The organism is Amycolatopsis sp. TNS106 (assembly GCF_019330265.1).
Taxonomy (GTDB): domain Bacteria; phylum Actinomycetota; class Actinomycetes; order Mycobacteriales; family Pseudonocardiaceae; genus Amycolatopsis; species Amycolatopsis lurida.
In genome coordinates this window covers 8,164,026-8,184,672 of sequence record NZ_CP024972.1, presented here as the reverse complement: position 1 = coordinate 8,184,672, position 20,647 = coordinate 8,164,026, and the positions used below count along the sequence as shown (strand labels likewise).

Sequence of the window (20,647 nt, the reverse complement as noted above, 5' to 3'; positions counted from 1 at the left end):
CCTGATCCGACCCTGACATGACAGGGGAAATCCGATCCAGGCCTCCAATTTGCCAATTTCTGCGAAGCTTCCGTAGCATCTTGCAAAGGTTGCGAATCGCAGATTCGCAAGCAGAGGCAAAATCCACGGGCTTGACCGTTCACTGAATCGTTCAGGCCCGGAAACCTTGCGGACAGAGAGGCCTCAGTGGACAAAACCTTCGCCGGAGCGAAGCTGCGGCATCTGCGCGAAAGCCGGTCGATGAGCCAGGCCGACCTCGCTCGTGTGCTGGAGATCTCACCCAGTTACCTCAATCAGATCGAGCACAACTCGCGTCCGCTGACCGTCCCGGTGCTCCTTCGCATCACGCAGGCGTTCGGTGTGGACACCGAGTTCTTCGCGAACAACGACACCGCCCGCCTCGTCGCGGACGTGAAGGAGGCGCTGCTCGACGAGGTCCTCGGCGTGGACGTCACGAACAGCGAGCTCAACGACCTCGCCACGAACCTGCCGACGATCGCCCAGGCCCTGGTCAAACTGCACCGCAGCTATCGCAACGCCGTGGAGAACACCGCCGCGCTGACCACGGAAAACGGGCTGGGCATGCACGGCAGCGCGGCGGGCTCGTTGCCGCACGAAGAGGTCCGCGACTTCTTCTACGAGCGAGAGAACTACGTCGCCGAGCTGGACGAACGCGCCGAACGGATGGCGCACGACATCCCCCTGCAGCGTGGCCAGGTGCTCGCGGCGCTGAAGGAGACCCTGATCCAGCGCTACGGCGTCGACGTCACGAACGAAGGCATCGACGAGACCAACGGCGAACAGCACCGGTACGAACCGGGGCCGCGAGTGCTGCGGCTGGCGCCGAGCCTGCGCGTCGGGCAGCAGGCGTTCCGGATGGCCTCGCAGATCGCACTGCTCGAATACGACGACCTGATCACCGAACTCGCCGACTCGTGGGCGTTCTCCGGGCCCGCCGCGCGTTCGCTGGCCCGCGTGGGGCTCGCGAACTACTTCGCGGGCGCGCTGATCCTCCCCTATGGACCGTTCCTGGCGAGCGCGGAACGCTTCCGCTACGACATCGAGCGGCTCTGCGACCACTTCGGCGTCGGCTTCGAGACGGTCTGCCACCGGCTCTCGACGTTGCAGCGCCCGAAGAACCGCGGCGTGCCGTTCTCGTTCGTGCGGGTCGACCGGGCAGGCAACATGTCGAAACGGCAGTCCGCGGCGGGTTTCCACTTCTCACGCGTCGGCGGCGCGTGTCCACTGTGGAACATCTACGAGGCGTTCGCCCAGCCGGGCAAGATCCTCACCCAGATCGCGACCCTGCCCGACGGCAAGAGCTACTTCTGGGTCGCGCGGACGGTGTCCCGCAACATCGGCGGCTACGGCAGCCCCGGCAAGACGTTCACCGTCGGCCTCGGCTGTGAACTGCGGCACGCGAAACGGCTCATCTACTCGACCGGGCTCGACCTCGACGATCGCGCCGCGGCCACCCCGATCGGCATGGGTTGCAAAGTCTGCGAACGCCCGGCCTGCTCGCAGCGCGCGTTCCCGACGATCGGCAAACAGCTGACCGTCGACGAGAACACCAGCACCTTCGTCCCGTACCCGGCGGTGCCCAAGTCACCTTGAGCCGTCCTGATCTCCCTGGCAGGGTGACCGTCGACGGCCGCGGCCTGTGACGGCGGCCACCGCACTGGGGAGAACAGAATGATCTTGGTGACCGGGGCAGGCGGCAACGTCGGCTCGGAACTGACCGCGATCCTGGCGCGTGGCGGGCACCCCGTCCGAGCGCTGGTCCGCACGCCGCGGCCGTTGCCGGACGGCGTCGAAGGAGTGACGGGAGATCTCAACGAGCCGGCGAGCCTGAAGCCCGCGTTGGCCGGTGTCCGGGCGGTCTTCCTGCTCGGCGGCTACGAGAACATGCCGGGCGCGCTCGCGGTGATGCGGGACGCGGGCGTCGAGCAGGTCACGCTGCTGTCGTCCCGTTCGGTCGTCGGCGGGCACGCGGACAACGCCGTCGCGGGGATGCACATGGCGGCCGAGGCGGCGGTGCGCGCTTCGAAGCTGGCGTGGACCTTCCTGCGCCCGAGCGGGTTCATGTCGAATTCGCTGCAATGGATCCCGCAGCTTCGCGCCGGGGATGTCGTCCGAGAGCCGTTCGCGAACGTCCCGGTGGCGACGATCGACCCGTACGACATCGCCGCCGTCGCCGCGGAATCACTGACCACGCCGGGACACGAAGGGCTCGCGTATGCCATCACCGGCCCGGGTTCGCTCCGGCCCGCCGACCGGCTGCGTGTCCTGAGTGAACTGCTCGGAAGGGAGCTACGGCTGGAACCGCTTTCGGACGCCGAGGCCCGCGTGACGATGAGCGCGGAGATGCCGGAGAAGTACGTTGACGCCTTCTTCCGCTTCTTCGCCGAGGGCGAGTTCGACGACTCGGTGGTCACGGGTGCCGTCCAGGACCTCACCGGCCGGGAGCCGCGGCCGTTCGCGACCTGGGCGCGGACGCATCTGGCCGCGTTCCGCTAGCTGGCGGCCGGGTCGCCGACCCGGCCGAGGAACAGCGGCGCCCCGGTGGCCGTGTCGGTGATGACGAAGAGGAACGGGCGGTCGGCGGTCACGATGCGCGGCACCTCGGCGGATACGGCGCGGGCGTCGACCCCCGTGGCCGCCGCGGCCTCGGTGCCCTCCTCGTCGACCTGGACGAAGGTCTTGTGCTGCACCGAAGCGATCCGTAGCCGGGCTTCGTCGGTGATACCGCTGAAGTCGGCCGCGGGTCCGAACGCCGCGGGCATGCCCGCCTCCTTGAGCGGCCCCGTCAGGTCCAGCGCGGACCTGACGGTGAACCGGGGCATGGCCAGTTCCACGGTGGCGGGCCGGATCTCGCCGAGCAGCGCGGCGATCCCCTTGCCGCGGAGGGCGTCGATCGCGGCGGGCACGATCACGGTGAACGCCAGCCGTCCGCCGCGGTAGGGCAGCGTGACCGCCTGGTACCCCGGCCCTTCGGCGTAACCCAGCTGGACCTCCGGGGCAGTGCGCATCATCGGGACGGTCACCGCCGGCCCGTCGGCCCGGGTGAACGGCGCGTCCGCCGTGCGGTCGCGGGGGAACTCCCGCGCCCACGGCACCTTCAGGTACAGCGCGTTGGCGAGGACCAGCCGGGTGTCGCCGGTGATCGACTTCTCCGGAAACAGGTCTTCGATCCTCCCCTCGGTCTGGTCCGCCACCGTCCGGTTGATCCGTTCGCGGGCGCCGCCGGGATCGGTGACGAAGTCCTCGTCCCCCGTCGCCGCACCGAACCGGTCACGCAACGCGTCCCGGTATCCGGACTTGATCCCGAGGCCCCGCTGGATCCAGGCCGTGTTCGACACCTTCAGGTCTTCGTGGCCGGTGACCGGCGGGGCGAGAGGTCCGTCTCCGGGAAGACGCAGCACCTTCCGGATCTGCGCGGCGGTGTCGCCCATCGCGCCCGCGCCGACCATCTGCAGCGCCGTGGAGACACTCGCCGGTGACAGCACCAGGTTCTTTTCGCTCGCCAACGCCGGCGCGGTGAGCAGGTCGAGCCCGAAGGCGTCGGCAGCGGTGACCGCCGCGGCCATCTCGGACGCCACCTGCCGGGTGACGGGCAGCGGCACTGGTGGTTCTTCGCGGACAGGTTCCGCTCCGCAGGCCGTGAGCAGCACGACGAGGCCGAGCGCGAGGGACCGAGTGAAGACCGTCATGACCGGGAGACGGTCTTCGGGTCCGGTTCGGTTGCACCGGGGCCGGGCGGAAAGCGGACGTCTCTCCGTCGTGGCCGGGGCCGGTCAGTACATTCAGCATTCGTGCAAGGGATCGAAACGGTGAGCGCCCGAACGGTCGAAGAGGCCGCCAAGCGATTGGCCGGGGTGGTGACCCGCACGCCGCTCGAACCGAACGAGCGGCTCTCGGCGCGGGTCGACGCCCGGGTCTGGCTCAAACGCGAAGACCTGCAGACCGTGCGCTCGTACAAGATCCGCGGCGCGTACAACTACATCGTCCAGCTCGACGCGGAGCACCGTGAGCGCGGCGTCGTCTGCGCGAGCGCGGGCAATCACGCGCAGGGCGTCGCGTACGCGTGCCGCCGGCTCGGCGCGAACGGCCGCGTCTACGTTCCCGGCACGACTCCCCGCCAGAAGCGCGAGCGGATCGCGACGCTGGGCGGCTCGCATATCGAAGTCATCGTCGTCGGGGAGACCTACGAAGACGCCTTCTCCGCCGCGAAGCACGACGCGGAGACGACCGGCGCGACGCTGGTCCCCGCGTTCGACGCGCCGGAAACGGTCGCCGGTCAGGGCACGGTCGCAATGGAGGTCGTCGCGCAGCTCGGGTTCATCCCGGACGTCATGGTGGTGCCGGTCGGCGGTGGCGGGCTGCTCGCGGGGATCGCCGCGTGGGCCGCGGAACGGGCGCCGGAGATGCGGATCGTCGGCGTCGAACCGGCGGGCGCGACCTGCATGGCGGCCGCGCTGGCGGCCGGTGAGCCGGTGCGGCTCGAAAGCGTCGACACCTTCGTGGACGGCGCGGCGGTCGCGCAGGCCGGAGCCGTGACGTATCCGCTGGTCCGCGACGGCGGGGTCGAGCTCACCGACGTCGCCGAGGGCGCGATCTGCACGGAAATGCTCGCGATGTACCAGTCCGACGGCGTGATCGCCGAACCCGCGGGCGCGCTCGCGACCGCCGCGCTGGGCACGACGGTGAAGATCGACCCCGGGCAGATCGTGGTGTGCGTCGTCTCCGGCGGCAACAACGACGTCAGCCGCTACGGCGAAGTGCTCGAACGGTCGCTGATCCACGAAGGACTGAAGCACTACTTCCTGGTGGGTTTCCCGCAGGAGCCCGGCGCGCTGCGGCGGTTCCTCGACGAGGTCCTCGGGCCGGACGACGACATCACGCGGTTCGAGTACGTGAAGCGCAACAGCCGCGAGACCGGCCCGGCGCTGATCGGCGTCGAACTCGCGCGGCCCGGTGACCTGGAAGGCCTGCTGCACCGGCTGGAGGCGAGCCCCCTGCAGGTGGAACGGGTGGAACCGGGGAGCCCGCTGTTCCATTTCCTGGTCTGACCGCCGCGGTGGGCCCCTGCGGAAGTCGTCGGTGGCCTGTGGTCCACTGGTCGCCATGGTGAGCAAGGTCGACGGAGTCCGGAGTCTCGATGCGTTGCGCGAGCTGGTCCACAGCGGCGCGGAGCCCGAGTACCAGCTCTTCTACGGCCACACCCCGCTCAAGAGCGGCCGGATCAACGCGGCCTGCCTGAGCCAGTGGTGGCTGGCGCCGTTCGTCGCGGGCGGCGAGCGGTACCCGACGGCCGAGCACTACATGATGGCGAGCAAGGCGGAACTGTTCGGCGATCACGAGGCCGCGGCCGCCATCCGTCAGGCGCCGGACCCCAAGACCGCCAAGATCCTCGGCCGCGAGGTCACCGGTTTCGACGCCGAGGTCTGGGAGCGGCACCGCTTCGACATCGTCATCGACGGCAACCTCGAGAAGTTCCGCCAGCACGCCGAAGAGCGCGAGTTCCTGCTGTCCACGGGCGACAAGGTGATCGTCGAGGCCTCCAGGATGGACCTGGTCTGGGGCAGCGGCCTCGCCCGCGAGGACAAGAACGCCACCCGCCCCGACTACTGGCGCGGGCAGAACCTCCTGGGCTTCGCGCTCATGGAGGTCCGGGAGCAGCTGCGGGGCTAGCTCCGCGTAACTCGCGTGATCAGGGACCGCACTCGCGTGATCAGAGGCGTAACTCACGAGTTACGCCTCTGATCACGCGAGTTACGTCTTCGATCACGTGAGTTACGAGTCGACGCCCAGGGTTTTCTGCAGTGCCTTGTTCGCCTTGCGTGCCATGTCGGCGACGGCTTCGCGGCGGGCGGCGTCGGCGGCGTAGTCGTCCTGCCGGTTCCGCACCACACGCGCGGGTGAACCGACGGCGATCGAGTAGTCCGGGATCTCGCCCCGCACCACGGCGTGCGCGCCGAGGACGCAGCCGCGGCCGACCCGGGTGCCCTTGAGCACGGAGACCTTGGTGCCGATCCAGGTGTCCGGCCCGATCCGCACCGGAGACTTCACGATGCCCTGGTCCTTGATCGGGACGGTGATGTCGGTGGTGACGTGGTCGAAGTCGCAGATGTACACCCAGTCCGCGACGAGCGTGGCCGCGCCGAGTTCGATGTCGAGGTAGCCGTTGAGGACGTTCTGCCGCCCGAACACCGCCTTGTCGCCGATGCGCAGGGAACCCTCGTGGCAGCGGATCGCGTTGCCGTCGCCGATGTGCACCCAGCGGCCGATCTCCAGCCGCCCGTAGCCGGGGCGGCAGTGGATCTCGACGTCCTTGCCGAGGAACACCATCCCCCGCAGGATGATGTGCGGGTTCGCGATCCGGAACTTCAGCAGCCGCCAGTAGCGGACGAGGTACCAAGGCGTGTACGCGCGGTTTCGGAGCACCCAGCGCAGCGAATCCTTGGTCAGGAACTTCGCCTGACGCGGATCACGACGGGCCTGGCCCCAAGCGCGGAGCCGCGACAGCGCGGGCGCACCCCACATGGACGTCATACCGGTGACCGTAACCTGTGTTCAGGCCGCCGACCGCAAAGGGGAGCACGCGCATGGGCACCAAGCTGATCATCGACACCGACCCGGGGGTCGACGACGCCTTCGCGCTGGCGCTGGCCGCGCAGTCCGAGGACGTCGACCTCCTCGGCGTGACCACGGTGTTCGGCAACGTCCCGCTGAGCCACACCACCTCCAACGCCCGCCGCCTGCTGGAACTCTTCGGCCGCGACGACGTCCCCGTCGCCGCCGGCGCCGCGCGGCCGATGGTGTACGACAACGCCAAGACCGCCGGGTACGTCCACGGCCAGGACGGCCTTTCCGGCCACGCCGGGACGCTGCCGGAGGCGAAGCGTCCGCTCGACGAACGCGGCGCCGTCCGGCTGCTGGTGGATCTGCTGGAAGCCGCCGACGAACCGGTGACCATCGCCCCGATCGGCCCGCTGACGAATATCGCGCTGCTGCTGGCGGCCCATCCGGACATCCGCGAGAAGATCGGCCGGATCGTCGTCATGGGCGGCGGGGTGACCAAGGGGAACTCCACCACGGCGGCCGAGTTCAACATCTGGAGCGACCCCGAGGCCGCGCGCCGGGTGCTGGTCGACGAGGACATCCCGACGGTGCTGGTCCCGCTGGACATCACGCACCAGTGTTCGGTCGACACGGACTGGCTCGGCAAACTCGCCGCGTCCGGACCGCTCGGTGCGGCGCTCGAAGCGCTGACCCCGACGTACGTGAAGCACTACACCCCGATCCTCGGCATGCCGGGAATGGTCATGCACGACGCGGTCGCGGTGGCCGAAGCGATCCAGCCGGGCATTCTCGACCTCGAGTCGTATCCCGTGGACGTCGAGTGCGGCTTCGGCCCCGCGCGCGGCGCGACACTGGTAGACCGGCGAAGGCTGCGAAGCACCGATCCGCAGGCCGTGCCGGGCCGCACCATCGACGTCGCGCTGACCACCGACATCGACGCCTTCCGCGAGTTCGTCCTCGGCCGGATCACCGGGGGCCGGTGATGGAACAGGAAACCTCGCGCCGCCGCAGACTTCCGGTGATCATCGCCGCCGTCGTCGTCGCGGGCGCCGCCCTGGTCGCCGCCATCACCTTCGCGCCGAAGGACGCGCCGAAGCCGGAGGCCGCCGCCGTCCAGTCCTCGGCTCAGCCCGCGCCGCCGTCGACGTCGTCCGCCCCGGCGGAAATGCCGAAGGAACAGCCGAAGGTCCCGCAGCAGATGGGGCAGGAGTTCGACGCCTGGGTGTCGAAGACCAGCGGCTGGCTCGACATCCCGCTGCGCGCGATGACCGGATACGCGAAGACCACCGTCACGCTGAGCAAGGAAACGCCGGGGTGCCGTCTTTCCTGGGTGACGCTGGCCGCGCTCGGGAAGATCGCCTCCGATCACGGGCGCGCCGCCGGTTCCGGCCTGAACGCCGACGGCGTGCTGACCAAGCCGCTCGGCGCGGTCGAGGTCCGCGACTTCTACAACAAGGTCGTCTCGTCGGCGAACGCCAGCGGCCCGCTGCAGCTGACGCCGTCGGTGTGGAACCAGTTCCAGGCCTCGGCCACCGGCGGGAAGCCGAACCCGCAGAGCATCGACGACGCCACGCTCACCGCCGGGCGGGCCCTGTGCGCGGGCGGCCGCGACCTCGGCCAGGGCCAGACGTGGTGGAACGCGGTGAGCACGCTGCAGCCCGCGCCGCTGCTGATGCACCGCACACTCGCGACGGTGAACGTCTACGGCACGGTCGGCCAGAGCCCGCAGCCGCCGAACGCGGCGGCCTTGAGCGCGGTCAACTTCGCCATCGACAAAATCGGGCTGCCCTACGTCTGGGGTGGCAACGGCACCGGTGGCGGCGACCCCGGTTTCGACTGCTCCGGCCTGACGACGGCCGCGTACGCGAGTGCCGGCGTCAAGCTCATGCGCACCGCCCACACGCAATACCACAGCGTGAACAAGGTGACCGATCCCCAGCTGGGCGACTTGATCTTCTACGGCGAGCCGAACACGAAGATCCACCACGTCGGGCTGTACATCGGGAACCAGCAGATGATCGACGCCCCGCAGACCGGGCAGGCGGTGCAGGTGCACACCTACCGGAAGCAGGGCGACGATTACGCCGGAGCGGGCCGCCCGACGGCCTGAACCGGCATAGGGTGACCGCGTGTATTCACCGATCCCGGTCCTGAACGAACTGAAGGACCTCTACGACTCGGCCCGCGACTACCTGGCCGACGGTTTCGAGCTGTCCGACTACGACGACAAAAGCAGCTTCCCGCAGGAGCTGGACGACCCCGCGTTCCTCTCGCGGCTGATTCCCTTCGCCCAGGCGAACGGGAGCGGCTCGACGTACGCGATCTGGCGAGCCGACGACGAGCCGGAGCTCGCCCGGTCGCCGATCGTGGTCTTCGGCGACGAGGGCGGCGAGCACGTCGTCGCCCGCGACTTCACGAATTTCCTGCGGTTGCTGGGTTTCGACGCCGAGATCACGGTCGGCCACGAGTCGGCGTACTTCTACCGCGAGGAAGACGACGACCACAGCGGATCGCACGACCGGTTCGTCGAGTGGCTCCGGGAGCGCGGCCTGACGCCGGCCGGGGATCCGGACGGCGTCGTGGCCGCCGCTCAGGAGGCTCACGGGGAGCGGTTCCGGGCGTGGATCACGCCGTTCTACGAAAAGATCGGCTGGGCCTGAAAAGCCGGAGCATTGTCCCGAGCCCAGTCGGCGAACGTGAGCGCCGGACGCCCGAGGAGTTCCTCCACCGTGGTGGTCGTCGGGCCGGGGCGCTCGCTGTAGTCGGCCAGGGAGCCGAGCAGCCGGGCGGGGACTTCCTCGGGGAGTCCCTGCGCGAGCATCCCCTGCCGTACCTGCTCGGGTGGAAGCTCCTGAAAGGACAGTGGCCTGCCGACGGCCGCGCCGATGAGCCGCACCTTTTCGTGCTGGTCCACCGATCCCGGACCGGTCAGCGTGTACACCGCCTCCGCCGGGACGCCGCCGAGCAGGGCGCGCGCGGCGACCTCGGCGATGTCGGTTTCGTGGATCGGAGACGTGGCGGCCCGGCCGTACGCGCCGCGCACCACGTCACCCGCCTTGATCTGCGGTGCCCAAGCCAGCGCGTTGGCGGCGAAATCCGCCAGGCGCAGCACCGTCCACTCCAGACCTGAGCGCTTGACGAGGTCTTCTGCGTGCTGGAACTGTGCGGCGAAACGCGCTTCCCCGGCCGGGTACTCCACGGTGGTGGCCGACAGGAGCACCACACGCCGAACACCTCGTCCGGCCGCGAGCTTCAGCAGTTCTTCGAGGCCGGGGCCGGTGGCGCGCGGGCTGATCTGGATCGCTTCGACACCTTCCAGCGCCGTCTCGATCCAGCCAGGGCGAAACAGGTCCCCGGCAACGACTTTCGCGGTGCCGGGGAGTCCGGCCCCGTCGCCGCGAGTGACCGCGGCGACGTCAGTCCCTCGACGCGACAGGACATTCATCACCTGACGTCCCACGACGCCGTTCGCTCCGGTGAGCAGGATCATGATCGTTTCCTTTGTTCGGCGGGCGGGTCGTCACACGGTGACGGGCGTTTCGGCCCGGACGGTCCGGCGGCGACGCACGGGAAGCATCAACGTCGGATGCGAGATGCTCCAGGCCGCGGCCTTGCAGATGATCTCCTTGAGGCGTGCGGCCGTCTTGCCGGTGAGCGCGGAGTCCTTGGCCCGGTCGTCCGGGGTCACCCACTGCACGACGGCGTCGCGGCGGCCGAGGCTGACGCACTGGCCGGTGTAACCGATCTTGTTCTCGGGCAGCGAGCCTCCGGTCAGGCGGACGACGATGGCATCGGCCGCGCGGTAGGCCGTGGGAACTCCCGAGGCGCAGGACATCCGCAGCGGCATGCCGTTCAAGCCCGTCGCGAACGCGGCGTCGCCGACGGCGTAGACGTCCGCGTGCGAGACCGACCTCATCGTGTCGTCCACGACGATCTGTCCCGTCGCGGACACTTCCAGCGTCGTGGCGGCGGCGATGGGGTGGACGGCGAAACCCGCCGTCCAGACGGTCACCTCGGCGGGAATTTCGCGGCCGGCCGCGGTCGTCGCGCCATCCGGCCCGACGCGCGTGATGTCGGTGTCCTCGTGCACGGTGATGCCGAGCCGGTCGAAGGTTCCGCGCAGGTGACGCTGGGCCTTCTCGCTCATCCAGTCGCCGAGGCCGCCGCGGATCGCGAAGGAGACTTCGAGATCCGGCCGGGCCTCCGCGATCTCAGTGACGCCTTCGATGCCGGTGAGCCCACCGCCGACGACGAGCACGGTCCCGCCCGCGGCCAGACCGGCGAGACGGTCGCGCAGCCGCAGCGCGGAGCCCTTGCCGTCGATGTGGTGAGCATGGTCCGCGACGCCGGGAACGCCGCAGTCGGCGGCCGCGCTGCCGAGCGCGTAGACGAGGGTGTCGTAGGCGATCTCGCCGTCGGAGAGGGCGACGGTCTTGCGTTCGGCGTCGACGGCGGTGACCCGCGCCGTCCGCACCCGCACGCCCGTGCCCGCGAAGACGTCGGCCAGCAGGCGGGGCTTCAGGTCCTGGCCGGTCGCGAGCTGGTGCATGCGGACCCGCTCGACGAATTCGGGATCGGCGTTGACGAGGGTGATCTCGGTGTCGGCGGGGTGCAGCCGCTTGGCGAGGCGCCCGGCGGCGTTGGCTCCGGCGTATCCCGCTCCGAGGACGACGATTCGGTGCTTCATGGTCTCGCTCCTGTCCGGTCGGTGTTCGCTTCCTGAACCGGACAGCGGCACGAAACCTGACAGCGGCGGACTGTGATCCGGGTCACCAGTCGACGGCGAGCGGCTCCCCGTGCGCGGACTCGGCCCACCGGCGCGTCGCGCGCTCGAGTTTGGCCGGGTTCACCTGGGCGTGGACCCCCGAGATGCCGTCGGCGGTCACGTCGAAGGAGACGACACCGGCGACCCGGTCCTCCACCATCAGCACCAGCGCGGGCGCACCGTTGGCGACGGTGGGGAACAGCACGGGCTTGCCGCCGATCAACGACCACTTCGCCGCGCTCGGCTTGAAGAGCCCGCGCAGGAACCTCGCCACCCGGAGCGCGCCGGTGACCGGCCGCGGCAGCGAGAAGAGCACACCGCCACCGTCGCCGATGCTGACCGCGTCGTCGGCCAGCAACCGCACCAGCGTGTCGGTCCGGCCGCTGAGCGCCGCGGCGAGGAACTCCTCGACGATCTTGCGGGCCGCGGCCTCGTCGACCTCCACCCGGCGGCGGTCGGCGGCCAGATGTCCCTTGGCCCGCCGGTAGATCTGCTGGCAGTTCGACTCGGTGACGTCGAGCACCTCGGCGATCTCGGCATGCGAGTACCCGAACGCCTCGCGCAGCACGTACACGACCCGCTCCTTGGCCGAGAGCCGCTCCATCAGCGTGAGCATCGCGATGGAGACCGACTCGCGCTGCTCGGCGGTCTCGGACGGCCCGAGCATCCGGTCCCCGGCGAAGACCGGCTCGGGAAGCCATTGGCCCACATAGGTTTCCCGCCGGGCCCGCGCCGAGGTGAGCCGGTTGAGGCAGAGATTGGTGAGCACCTTCGTCAGCCAGGCGTCGGGTGTCTCGACGGACCCGTGGTCGGCGGACTGCCAGCGCAGGAACGTGTCCTGCACCGCGTCCTCCGCGTCGCTCGCCGACCCCAGCAAGCGATACGCGATCGCTTCCAACCGGCCACGGGCCGCCTCGAACACCTGGACTTCGCGCGCACCCACCGGCATCGCTCCAGATTAACCGTCGCGACTGAGTCAGGCGGCGGGAATCCAGCTGCCGTGCAGTCCCAGCGGGACACGGGCGGGCAGATGGACCCGCGCCAGCGGCTCGCCGGTGAAGTCCTGCGCCGCGAGGATCACCAGATCCGCCGCACCCCGATCGCGGTCGTGGACGTAGACCAGGTTGTAGCCGTCGTCCTCCGCGGCCGCGCGGGCCGACGGGACGAACACGGTCTCCCCCGCGTTCGCGTCACGACCGAACTCGTGGGCCTCGGTGACCCCGGTCAGGAGATCGTGTTTGAGGAGGGCGCTGCTGAAGCCCTCGTCCGGCCGGTCCGGTTCGGTGACGCTCGGCGTGGCGTACAGCTCGGCCGCCGCCGAATAGCCGTAGCGGTAAGGCTTTCCGCCGAACCGGCCGTTCAGGCGCGGGAAGTCCTGCGGGCGGTCGTGCAGCAGCGCGCGCGTGGCCCGGCCGGACGGAAGGTCCGCGATCCAGCGTTCGAGCACCGGCTTCGAGGCGCCGACGTCGCCGAAGTCCACCGGACGTGGGTGCACGACCACGTCGACCACCACGTTTCCGTTGTCCTCGAAGGCGTTCAGGGTGTGGCCGACCATGGCGGGCGCGGTCTCGAACCACCGCACCGTCCCGCCCGCTCTCGGCAGCAGCCCCAGCCGTGACGGCAGTTCCCGGTTCCAGTGGAACGGCACGCCCGTCGCCAGACGTTCGGGCTCGAAGACCATCGGGGACTCGTAGAACACCACGTAGTGCTCGGTGAGCGCGAAGTCGTGCATGTACGGCAGCGTCGGCGCCTTGATGTCAGTGACGCTCCGGTTGCGCCCGTCGGGGCCGATCACGATGTGCTGCACGAAATCCGCGCCGTACCGGAAGGCCAGCGAATGCAGCTCGCCGGTCGCGTGGTCGTACTTGCTGTGCGCGTTGGCGGAGAAACCCTGTTCCGTCGCACCGAGGGCGGCCGGCCCGACGGTGTCGAGTTCGCCGGTCAGTTCGTACGGGGCCAGGCCTCCTTCGATGAGGGCGTACAGGCGGCCGCCGTGGCCCGCGACCTGGACGTTCGGTGCGAAGTCCAAGCGCTCGTCGGCGACCTGCCCGCGTCGCGGTTCCCCGAGCCGGTCGGCCACGGAGGCCGAACGGACCCAGCGGTTGCGGTACCACTCGGCGTGGCCGTCGCGCAGGCGCACGCCGTGGACCATGCCCTCCCCGAGGGTCCAGATATGCGCCGACGCGTCTTCCAGACCCAGCGGGTTCGGGCCGATGCGCAGGTAGCGACCGTCGAGGTCGTCCGGGATCTTCCCGCTGACAGGAAGGTCGAAGGCGGTGATCTCTTCGGTGACGGGGGCGAAGTTGCCGAGGACGTAGCGGTTCATCGTCGTTTCCTTTGCTGCGAGGCGTCTTGAACATTTGTATAATACATTTGTATAAGACGCTTGTCACAGCGCACCGCTAGGATCGCGGCATGGGACAACGAGAGGACCTCCTCGACGGAGCCAAGCGCTGCCTGGTCGAACGCGGCTACGCGCACACCACGGCGCGGGACATCACCGCCGCTTCCGGCGCGAACCTCGGCTCCATCGGGTACCACTTCGGCTCCAAAGAGGCCCTCATGAACGAGGCCATGATCGAGCTGTCCACCGAAGCGGTGGAGCGGCTGCGGAAACCGGAGGGCGCTTCACCCCTCGCCACCTGGCAGAACCTCGTCGACTCCTTCGCGGAGCAGCGCGACCTGTGGACCGCGGTCCTGGAGAGCGCGACGCAGGCCATCCGCTTCCCGGACCTCCGCGAACGGCTCGCCGATGCCCAGGACGAAGCCCGGAAGGTCCTCGGCGAACGGCTGTCTCCCACCGATGCCGACGCGGCGGGAGCCGTCCAGCTCGCCCTCATCGTCGGCGTGATGATGCAGCACCTCGTGGCCCCGGATCGGGCCCCCGGCGCGGAAAAGATCGTCCGCGGCCTGGAGGCCCTCGCCGGCGGCAAGGCCTGACTCAGGCCTTCCGTTCCTCGATCCCGAACAGGTTCAACAGCCGCTCGGGGATGTCGTCCCCGAAGATGCTTTCGAGCAGGAAGTCCTCCTCCATGGGCGTTTCACAGCGGACGAACATGGCCTGCTCGTAGTCGGCGAGTGCGGTCTCGACGTCGTCGGGACGCGCGGCGAGGGCTTTGGCGAGTTCGGCGCCGTCGAGCATCGCCAGGTTGGCGCCTTCCCCGTTCGCCGGCGCGAGATGCGCGGCGTCGCCCAGCAAGGTCACGCCGGGAACGCGTTCCCAGCGCAGCCCGCGCACACGACGCTGGCACCGAACTGGCAGGCGCTGTCAGCCGAAGAATTCGACGATACCCGCGGACCAGCCTGGGTCACCGGTCCTCGCGAAGGCCACCCAGGCGCCGTGCATCCCGGCCGCGAGACCTTCCGGGACGGGATCGGGTCCGAGCAGGCCCGCCTCCCCGTGCAGCCATGGCTCGTCCGCGACGTCGAAGACGAACGGCAACTCGACGGTGTGGGCGGCGCCGAGCCGTCCGTTCAACGCCGTCGAGCGATGGCCGAACGAGTACCGATGGGTGTGACCGTCCGAGATCCGCGCGTGCGCCGTTGCCAGCCGCTCGGTACCGGCGCCGAACAGTGTGTGCCCGAGATCTGTTCGGCCGTAAAGGTTTCCTTCCTCGGTGTTGGTGCCGATGAGCAGCGCGACGTCGCCGTCGAGAGAACCGTCGGCGGGCTGGACCGGCGACACGAGGCTGAACGGGCTCAGCCCGGCCAGCGGATCGTCGGCGGTTTCGGTCCGCAGATCGAGACCGGCCAGCGCGGGCAAGATCTCCACGAACCGCTCGTCCGGGAGCTCGCCGAACGCTCGCGCGGTGGGCTCGGTTCCCAGCACCGAAGCGGCCGCCGCCGTGACACGGGCGGCCTGCTCCGGGGTGAAGGCGCCGGTTCCGCTGCCGCTCTGGACGATCGCCCGGCGGAACCTTCCCTTGGCCTCCGGCGTCGCGAGCAGCGCGCCGATGAGCGTCGCCCCCGCGGATTGCCCGAAGACGGTGACATTGCCCGGATCGCCCCCGAACACCGCGACCGTGTCCCGCACCCAGCCGAGCGCGGCGAGCACGTCGAGCAGCCCCCGGTTGGGCGGAGCGCCCTCCAGGCCGAGGAATCCGGGGACGCCGAGGCGATAGTTCACCTTCACCAGGACGACGCCGTCGCGTGAGAACGCTCGTCCGTCGTACAGCGCGGCGCGGGCCGAACCGGTGACAAAGCCGCCGCCGTGCACGAACACCATGACCGGGCGGCGTCCGCCGTCCGCCGCGGGCGTCCGGACGTCGACGGTGAGGTACTCGTCGCCGCGCACCCAGCCGGGGCCGAAATACGGGGTCATGTCGAGCCCGCCGAAGTCGCGCACCGGCTGGGGAGCCGTCGGCCCGGGCCGCGTGCCGTCGCGGACGCCGGCCCAGCCCGGATGCGGCGACGGCGGAAGGAAGCGGCCAGGCCCGATCGGCGCCGCCGCGTACGGGACGGCCTGGTAGTGCTCACCGAAGGAGTCGCGGCGGCCACGCACGACGCCGGACGGGGTTTCTGCTTGTACGTACACGAAAACTCCTCAGGAGAGGGCGGAGAACCCGGCCCACCGCGCGATCGCGAACTTCGATCCCCTGCGCTCGACCCGCAGAGCGCCCTGGGCGCCGAAATGCGCGGGGAAGACGAGAGCGTTGTCGTCGGCGGCCTGGCCGAGCAGTTTGTGCCGGGTGGCGCGGGATCCGGCCGGGTCTTCGCAATAGGGCGAATTGGTGTCCGGCTCCACGATCTGCAGCGCGGTGTGCACGAGGTCGCCCACGAACAACGCCCGCTCCCCACCCGATTCCAGGGTGAGCACGGACGAGCCCGGGGTGTGGCCGGGCGCGAGGTCCAGCCGCAGATTCCGGTCGATGCGGTGCGTGCCGTCCCACAGGCGGGTCAGCCCCGCCTCGTGCACCGGCGCGACACTGTCCTCGAAGACGTTCTGATTTCCGCGCCCCAGTACGGAATCGTGTGCTTCGGCCGGATTCCAGAAGTCGAAGTCGGGCCGCGGCATCAGATACTCGGCGTTCGGGAAGGTCGGCACCCAGGTGCGGCCGTCGAGCCGCGTGTTCCAGCCGACGTGGTCGATGTGCAGATGGGTGTTGACCACGACGTCGACGTCCTCGGGCCGCACCCCGGCGGCCGCGAGGTTGTCGAGGTAGGCGGTGTCGAGGCGGTTCCACACCGCCGCGTAGGGCCGGTCCTTGTGGTTGCCGACCCCGGTGTCGACGAGGATCGTGCGTCCTTCGCTGCGGATCAGCCAGGACTGCAGCGCCGTGCGGCACTCGTTCGTCTCGGGGTTCCAGAAGTCGGGCGCCAGCCAGTCGCGGTGTTCGTCCCACGCGCCGCCGGGGCTTTCCGGCATGAACTCGGCCGGCGTCATGCCGAGCGAGCCGTAGAACTCCTTGACCCGGGTGACGGTGACGTCTCCGATGGTGATCTCGTCCATGCCACCGAGCCTGGAGGCCGGTGAGCGCCCGGGCCACGCCCCGCTTTTCCTCCCACTGGGAGGGTGTGGCAGGCAGTGGCCTCGCCACGGATACTCGGGTTCATGGACGGATCTGGCCCGCTCGGCGACTTTCTGCGGGCGCGACGAGCCCGGCTGCGCCCGGAAGACGTCGGTTTGCGTGACTTCGGAGCGCGCCGCCGGGTGGCCGGGCTGCGGCGGGAGGAACTGGCCCAGCTCGCGGGCGTCAGCGTCTCCTACTACGCGCGGCTGGAGCAGGGCATGTCGCGCGGCGCCTCGGCCGAGGTGCTCGACGCCATCGCCCGCGCGCTCCGGCTCGACGGCCACGAACGCGAACACCTCGAACGGCTCGCCACCGCCGCCCGCCGCGTCCCGCGGGCACGCCGTCCACGGCCCGAGAAGCTCCACGACGAGACACGGGATCTCCTGGGCACCGTCGACGCTCCGGCCCTGGTGCTCGGCCGCCGCTCGGACGTCCTGGCGTGGAACGCCCTCGGCCACGCCCTGCTGGGCGGGCATCTGGACTTCCACGCGCCGGACGACCCGGCGCGACGGCCGAACATGAGCCGGCTGCTGTTCCTGGACCCGCACTGCCGGGATCTGTACGCCGACTGGAAGCGGAAGATCCGCGCGGTGGTCGGCAACCTGCGGATCGCCGTCGGCAAGTATCCCGAAGACCCGCTGCTCGCTGAACTGATCGGCGAGCTGACGATGAAGAGCCCCGAGTTCGTCGCGCTCTGGAGCGACCATCGCGTGCGGCCCTGTGACGCCGAAAGCTACGAACTGCGGCATCCGGTCGTCGGTTCGGTCACGGTGACCCAGCAGACCCTGTCGATCGCCCGTTCACCGGATCAGCTGCTGATCGTGTGCACGACCCCCGCCGGCTCCTCCGACGCGCAGGCCCTCGCGCTGCTGCGGCAGGCGGGCTCAGGCCTTGTCGTGCACGGTGATCGCGTACCCGTCCGGGTCCGCGAAGGCGAACGTGCGGCCGAACGGCCCGTCGAACGGCTCCGTGAGGATGGTGACGCCGGCGCCGGAAAGCCGGTCGTGCAGCCCCTGCGCGTCGTCGGCGTGCAGCCACAACGCCACCCCTGATCCCGGCCGCGGGGAGATGGCGTCGAGATCCGTGCCCGGCACGGGTTCCCGCACCGCGAACGGGATCGTCTTCGTGCCGAACACCACCGCGTGCGGCGGTGCGACGGGCAGCCTGCTCAGCCCGAGGTGGGTTTCGTAGAACGCGGCGGCACGGTCGAGGTCGCGCACCTGCAGTGAGAAGAAATCGGGTCCGATCACGGTCATGTCGTCCTCCATGTCAGTTTGTTGACATAGCGAACGTATGTCATGATGCTGACATGAGTCAAGGCGAGCAGGTCGGGCCGCTGGACCAAGCGGTGGGGTACATGCTGAAACGAGCGGCGACGGCGCTCCGCACGGCGATGGACACCGCGTTGCGCCCCCTCGACCTGACCGTGCCGCAGTACTCCTGTCTCGAAGTGCTCTCGCAGCGGCCGGGGCTGTCCAACGCGGAACTGGCCAGGGCCGTGTTCGTCACCCGGCAGTCGATGAACCTGGTCCTGCGTGGCCTGCAGGACCGCGGGCTCATCACCCGCCCGACGACAGCGCCTCAGGGGCGGGCCCTGCCCAGCACGCTCACCCCCGCCGGACGCGAACGGCTTCGCGCCGCCAGCGGCGTCGTGCGCGCGGTCCAGGACCGGATGCTCACGCCGTTTTCGGAGGACCAGCGGGACCGGCTGCTGCACGACCTCGCCGCCTGCGCCGACGCGCTCGCCGCCGAGGAGTGACTCAGGACCTCTTGCTCACCAACGTCTCCGGCTTGAACGCGTACACGTCGGCGCCCTGGACCAGCACGTGCCATTCACCGCAGACCTTGTCGGTCCGACTCTCCTGCCCCTGCGGCCACCACGGGGCGGCGAGCGTGGCGGGCTGTGTCGCGGCCACCCCCGGCACGCAGAGGGCGGGCAGCGTCCCGCCGGTGAATTTCAGGAGCCGCTCCGAACCCGTGGTCCGGATGACCTCCGTGACCGACGTCGCCCCGTCCGGCACCCATTCCGGCACGCGGGCGTCCTCGTTCCGCTTGCCCTCCGCGCCGGTCGCGTAGCCGACCGTCTTGACGTGCCCGTTCGCCTTTTCGGTCAGCCCTTCCTTGAGACCGCATCCGGACAGGACGACCGTGGCCGTCGCGGCGGCGACAACCGCCGCGGTGATCTTCGTGTTCATACGATCGAGTCAACCTCGCGGAACCGGCCGCGGGATCGGACTTTCGGCTCGCCCTGGTCGCCATCCGGCCGATCTCCACGACGGATAACCGCCGGTGATCGGCGAAGCGGTGCACCACAGTGGTCGTCGTGACAACGACAACAGACGCCCTGTCCGTGCTCAAGGGCATGTACGCGGCGGAAGCCGAGTACCTCGCCGCGGGCGGTGCCACCTTCGTGCCGCTCGCCCCGTTCTTCTCCCCCGCCGTAGTGCTACGCCAGGCGGATTCCCTGCCCTACGGCGGAATCTGGCGCGGCCACGAGGGCATGGAGCGGTTCTTCGCCGCGATGAGCGACGCCTGGGACGTCTTCGACATGGTGGAGCAGAGCTTCCTGAGCGAGACCAGCCCGCTGGTCGTCCTGACCCACGTGCACGCCCGCGCCAGGGCCACCGGCCGCGAGCTGGATTTCCCGATCCTGCAGACGATCACCGTCGAGGACGGGCGCATCACCGAGGTGCGGCCGTTCTACTGGGACACCGCGGCGATCGCGGCGGCCTGTACGAACTAACATTCCGACGATGACCGCCTACCAAGATCCCGAGCTGTTCGAGGAAGCCGCTTCCCTGCCGGAGCGGCAACAGAAGATCCTGCTGACCATCCGCGAATGGGTGATGGAGTACGGATACTCGCCGAGCACGCGCGAGATCGGCGAAGCGGTCGGGCTGCGTTCGACGTCCTCGGTGTCGAAGCACCTCGCGGCCTTGGAGGAGAAGGGCTTCCTCCGCCGGAGCAGCTCGATCTCCCGCCCCATCGACGTCCGCGCCTTCCTGCACGGCACCGCGTCGAAGGCGTCCACAGAGGACTCCGTGTCGGTCCCCGTCGTCGGTGACATCGCCGCGGGAACGCCGATCTCGGCCGTCGAGCACGTCGACGACGTGATGACCCTGCCGCGTGAACTCACCGGGCGCGGCAACGTCTTCGGGCTGCGGGTGCGCGGTGACTCGATGATCGACGCGGCGATCTGCGACGGCGACATCGTCGTGGTCAAGCAGCAGCAGGAGGCGCATTCCGGCCAGATCGTCGCCGCGATGATCGACGAGGAGGCCACGGTCAAGGTGTACCGCCGCCGCGACGGCCACGTGTACCTCGAACCGCGCAACCCCGCCTACGACGTCATCGACGGAGACCGCGCGAGCGTGCTCGGCGTCGTGGTGTCGGTCCTGCGCAGCGTCTGAACCTTTTCTGTCGGTGCCCCGGAGTAGCTTCCGCCCATGTACGAAATCGACTTCGTCGAGTTCGCGACCGGTTCGATGGCGGACTCGACGCGATTCTTCGAGAAGGCCTTCGGGTGGACGGCGACGTCCTACGGCCCGGCGTATTCCGACGTCCAGAGCGGCGGTGTCGTCTCGTTCGGCTTCCATGAGGACGCCGCGCAGCGAATGGCCCCACCCCTGGTGACGATCCGCACCGACGACCTCGAACGGGCGAGGGGTTCCGTCGAGGCCGCGGGCGCGGTCGTCACGGTCGAGCCGTTCTCGTTCCCCGGCGGGCGCCGGTTCCACTTCCGCGAGCCCGGCGGCGCCGAACTCGCGGTGTGGTCGCCGGATTCCTGACT

Annotated in this window: 22 protein-coding genes and 2 pseudogenes; 13 read left to right on the top strand and 11 right to left on the bottom strand. The window is 69.8% G+C overall.

Going from position 1 to position 20,647, the window contains the following annotated elements; translation table 11 throughout:
* Positions 1 to 186: 186 nt before the first annotated feature.
* Both CVV72_RS38015 and CVV72_RS38010 read left to right on the top strand, forming a co-directional pair.
* Positions 187 to 1,614 carry a short-chain fatty acyl-CoA regulator family protein gene (locus tag CVV72_RS38015; RefSeq protein ID WP_034315786.1) on the top strand — a complete coding sequence of 476 codons (1,428 nt, stop codon included), beginning with the start codon at positions 187 to 189 and terminating at the stop codon, positions 1,612 to 1,614.
* Between the two features lie 78 nt (positions 1,615 to 1,692).
* Complete coding sequence (locus tag CVV72_RS38010; protein WP_219149237.1) at positions 1,693 to 2,517, top strand: NAD(P)H-binding protein; 825 nt, start codon at positions 1,693 to 1,695, stop codon at positions 2,515 to 2,517.
* Here the strand turns inward: CVV72_RS38010 and CVV72_RS38005 are convergent.
* Positions 2,514 to 3,710 carry a serpin family protein gene (locus tag CVV72_RS38005; protein WP_219149235.1) on the bottom strand — a complete coding sequence of 399 codons (1,197 nt, stop codon included), beginning with the start codon at positions 3,708 to 3,710 and terminating at the stop codon, positions 2,514 to 2,516. The two genes, CVV72_RS38010 and CVV72_RS38005, sit on opposite strands and share 4 nt — an antisense overlap.
* Positions 3,711 to 3,812: 102 nt before the next feature.
* On the opposite strand from CVV72_RS38005, the gene ilvA reads away from it, so the two are divergent.
* Positions 3,813 to 5,069, top strand: coding sequence for a threonine ammonia-lyase IlvA (gene ilvA / locus CVV72_RS38000; protein WP_219149233.1), 1,257 nt, complete (start codon positions 3,813 to 3,815; stop codon positions 5,067 to 5,069).
* A 55-nt stretch (positions 5,070 to 5,124) separates the two neighbouring features.
* On the top strand, positions 5,125 to 5,691 hold the full coding sequence (locus CVV72_RS37995; protein WP_198935777.1) for an NADAR family protein: 567 nt from the start codon (positions 5,125 to 5,127) through the stop codon (positions 5,689 to 5,691).
* A gap of 102 nt (positions 5,692 to 5,793) precedes the next feature.
* On the opposite strand, the gene CVV72_RS37990 is transcribed toward CVV72_RS37995, so the two are convergent.
* On the bottom strand, positions 5,794 to 6,552 hold the full coding sequence (locus tag CVV72_RS37990; RefSeq protein WP_007031648.1) for an acyltransferase: 759 nt from the start codon (positions 6,550 to 6,552) through the stop codon (positions 5,794 to 5,796).
* Between the two features lie 53 nt (positions 6,553 to 6,605).
* Here CVV72_RS37990 and CVV72_RS37985 point away from each other — a divergent pair, with 53 nt between their 5' ends.
* From CVV72_RS37985 to CVV72_RS37975, 3 genes are read left to right on the top strand one after another with little or no spacing between them, the layout of a single operon-like run.
* Positions 6,606 to 7,565, top strand: a complete 960-nt coding sequence (locus tag CVV72_RS37985) for a nucleoside hydrolase (RefSeq protein WP_219149231.1) — start codon at positions 6,606 to 6,608, stop codon at positions 7,563 to 7,565.
* Positions 7,565 to 8,692, top strand: coding sequence for an NlpC/P60 family protein (locus CVV72_RS37980; RefSeq protein WP_219149229.1), 1,128 nt, complete (start codon positions 7,565 to 7,567; stop codon positions 8,690 to 8,692). The genes CVV72_RS37985 and CVV72_RS37980 overlap by 1 nt, the downstream gene beginning before the upstream one ends.
* A gap of 19 nt (positions 8,693 to 8,711) precedes the next feature.
* Positions 8,712 to 9,242, top strand: a complete 531-nt coding sequence (locus CVV72_RS37975) for a hypothetical protein (RefSeq protein ID WP_219149228.1) — start codon at positions 8,712 to 8,714, stop codon at positions 9,240 to 9,242.
* On the opposite strand, the gene CVV72_RS37970 is transcribed toward CVV72_RS37975, so the two are convergent.
* The 4 genes from CVV72_RS37970 to CVV72_RS37955 form a co-directional block, all read right to left on the bottom strand.
* Entirely contained in the window at positions 9,218 to 10,072 is an 855-nt protein-coding gene (locus tag CVV72_RS37970; RefSeq protein WP_219149226.1) for an NAD(P)H-binding protein, read from the bottom strand. The two genes, CVV72_RS37975 and CVV72_RS37970, sit on opposite strands and share 25 nt — an antisense overlap.
* Positions 10,073 to 10,102: 30 nt before the next feature.
* A complete protein-coding gene (locus tag CVV72_RS37965; protein WP_219149224.1) occupies positions 10,103 to 11,269 on the bottom strand; it encodes an NAD(P)/FAD-dependent oxidoreductase in 1,167 nt (388 codons plus the stop codon).
* 82 nt (positions 11,270 to 11,351) lie between these two features.
* On the bottom strand, positions 11,352 to 12,296 hold the full coding sequence (locus tag CVV72_RS37960; protein WP_219149222.1) for an RNA polymerase sigma-70 factor: 945 nt from the start codon (positions 12,294 to 12,296) through the stop codon (positions 11,352 to 11,354).
* 27 nt (positions 12,297 to 12,323) lie between these two features.
* Positions 12,324 to 13,673: a carotenoid oxygenase family protein gene (locus tag CVV72_RS37955; RefSeq protein ID WP_219149220.1), complete on the bottom strand. Its 1,350-nt coding sequence runs from the start codon at positions 13,671 to 13,673 to the stop codon at positions 12,324 to 12,326.
* 89 nt (positions 13,674 to 13,762) lie between these two features.
* Between CVV72_RS37955 and CVV72_RS37950 the strand changes: the two genes are divergently transcribed.
* The gene (locus tag CVV72_RS37950; protein WP_219149218.1) at positions 13,763 to 14,287 is read left to right on the top strand and encodes a TetR/AcrR family transcriptional regulator; all 525 of its coding nucleotides are present in this window, start codon (positions 13,763 to 13,765) and stop codon (positions 14,285 to 14,287) included.
* Between the two features lies 1 nt (position 14,288).
* Here CVV72_RS37950 and CVV72_RS37945 read toward each other — a convergent pair.
* The 3 genes and pseudogenes from CVV72_RS37945 to CVV72_RS37935 form a co-directional block, all read right to left on the bottom strand.
* Positions 14,289 to 14,579, bottom strand: a pseudogene (locus CVV72_RS37945) (FAD-dependent oxidoreductase); the annotation flags it as partial.
* Positions 14,580 to 14,615: 36 nt separating this feature from the next.
* Positions 14,616 to 15,881 carry a carboxylesterase family protein gene (locus CVV72_RS37940; RefSeq protein ID WP_219149216.1) on the bottom strand — a complete coding sequence of 422 codons (1,266 nt, stop codon included), beginning with the start codon at positions 15,879 to 15,881 and terminating at the stop codon, positions 14,616 to 14,618.
* 9 nt (positions 15,882 to 15,890) lie between these two features.
* The gene (locus CVV72_RS37935) at positions 15,891 to 16,796 is read right to left on the bottom strand and encodes an MBL fold metallo-hydrolase (RefSeq protein ID WP_219149214.1); all 906 of its coding nucleotides are present in this window, start codon (positions 16,794 to 16,796) and stop codon (positions 15,891 to 15,893) included.
* A 102-nt stretch (positions 16,797 to 16,898) separates the two neighbouring features.
* Between CVV72_RS37935 and CVV72_RS37930 the strand changes: the two are divergent.
* Positions 16,899 to 17,669, top strand: a pseudogene (locus CVV72_RS37930) (helix-turn-helix domain-containing protein); the annotation flags it as partial.
* Positions 17,670 to 17,741: 72 nt separating this feature from the next.
* Here CVV72_RS37930 and CVV72_RS41815 read toward each other — a convergent pair.
* Positions 17,742 to 18,113 (bottom strand): VOC family protein, encoded by a 372-nt coding sequence (locus CVV72_RS41815; RefSeq protein ID WP_255632392.1) that lies wholly within the window; start codon positions 18,111 to 18,113, stop codon positions 17,742 to 17,744.
* A 53-nt stretch (positions 18,114 to 18,166) separates the two neighbouring features.
* On the opposite strand from CVV72_RS41815, the gene CVV72_RS37925 reads away from it, so the two are divergent.
* On the top strand, positions 18,167 to 18,616 hold the full coding sequence (locus CVV72_RS37925; protein ID WP_219149210.1) for a MarR family winged helix-turn-helix transcriptional regulator: 450 nt from the start codon (positions 18,167 to 18,169) through the stop codon (positions 18,614 to 18,616).
* 1 nt (position 18,617) lies between these two features.
* Here CVV72_RS37925 and CVV72_RS37920 read toward each other — a convergent pair whose 3' ends face one another.
* Positions 18,618 to 19,052 (bottom strand): hypothetical protein, encoded by a 435-nt coding sequence (locus CVV72_RS37920; protein ID WP_219149208.1) that lies wholly within the window; start codon positions 19,050 to 19,052, stop codon positions 18,618 to 18,620.
* A gap of 128 nt (positions 19,053 to 19,180) precedes the next feature.
* On the opposite strand from CVV72_RS37920, the gene CVV72_RS37915 reads away from it, so the two are divergent.
* From CVV72_RS37915 to CVV72_RS37905, 3 genes are read left to right on the top strand one after another with little or no spacing between them, the layout of a single operon-like run.
* Positions 19,181 to 19,600, top strand: a complete 420-nt coding sequence (locus CVV72_RS37915; RefSeq protein WP_255632391.1) for a nuclear transport factor 2 family protein — start codon at positions 19,181 to 19,183, stop codon at positions 19,598 to 19,600.
* 10 nt (positions 19,601 to 19,610) lie between these two features.
* A complete protein-coding gene (gene lexA / locus CVV72_RS37910; RefSeq protein ID WP_219149206.1) occupies positions 19,611 to 20,267 on the top strand; it encodes a transcriptional repressor LexA in 657 nt (218 codons plus the stop codon).
* 36 nt (positions 20,268 to 20,303) lie between these two features.
* Positions 20,304 to 20,645 carry a VOC family protein gene (locus CVV72_RS37905; RefSeq protein WP_219149204.1) on the top strand — a complete coding sequence of 114 codons (342 nt, stop codon included), beginning with the start codon at positions 20,304 to 20,306 and terminating at the stop codon, positions 20,643 to 20,645.
* Positions 20,646 to 20,647 lie beyond the last annotated feature (2 nt).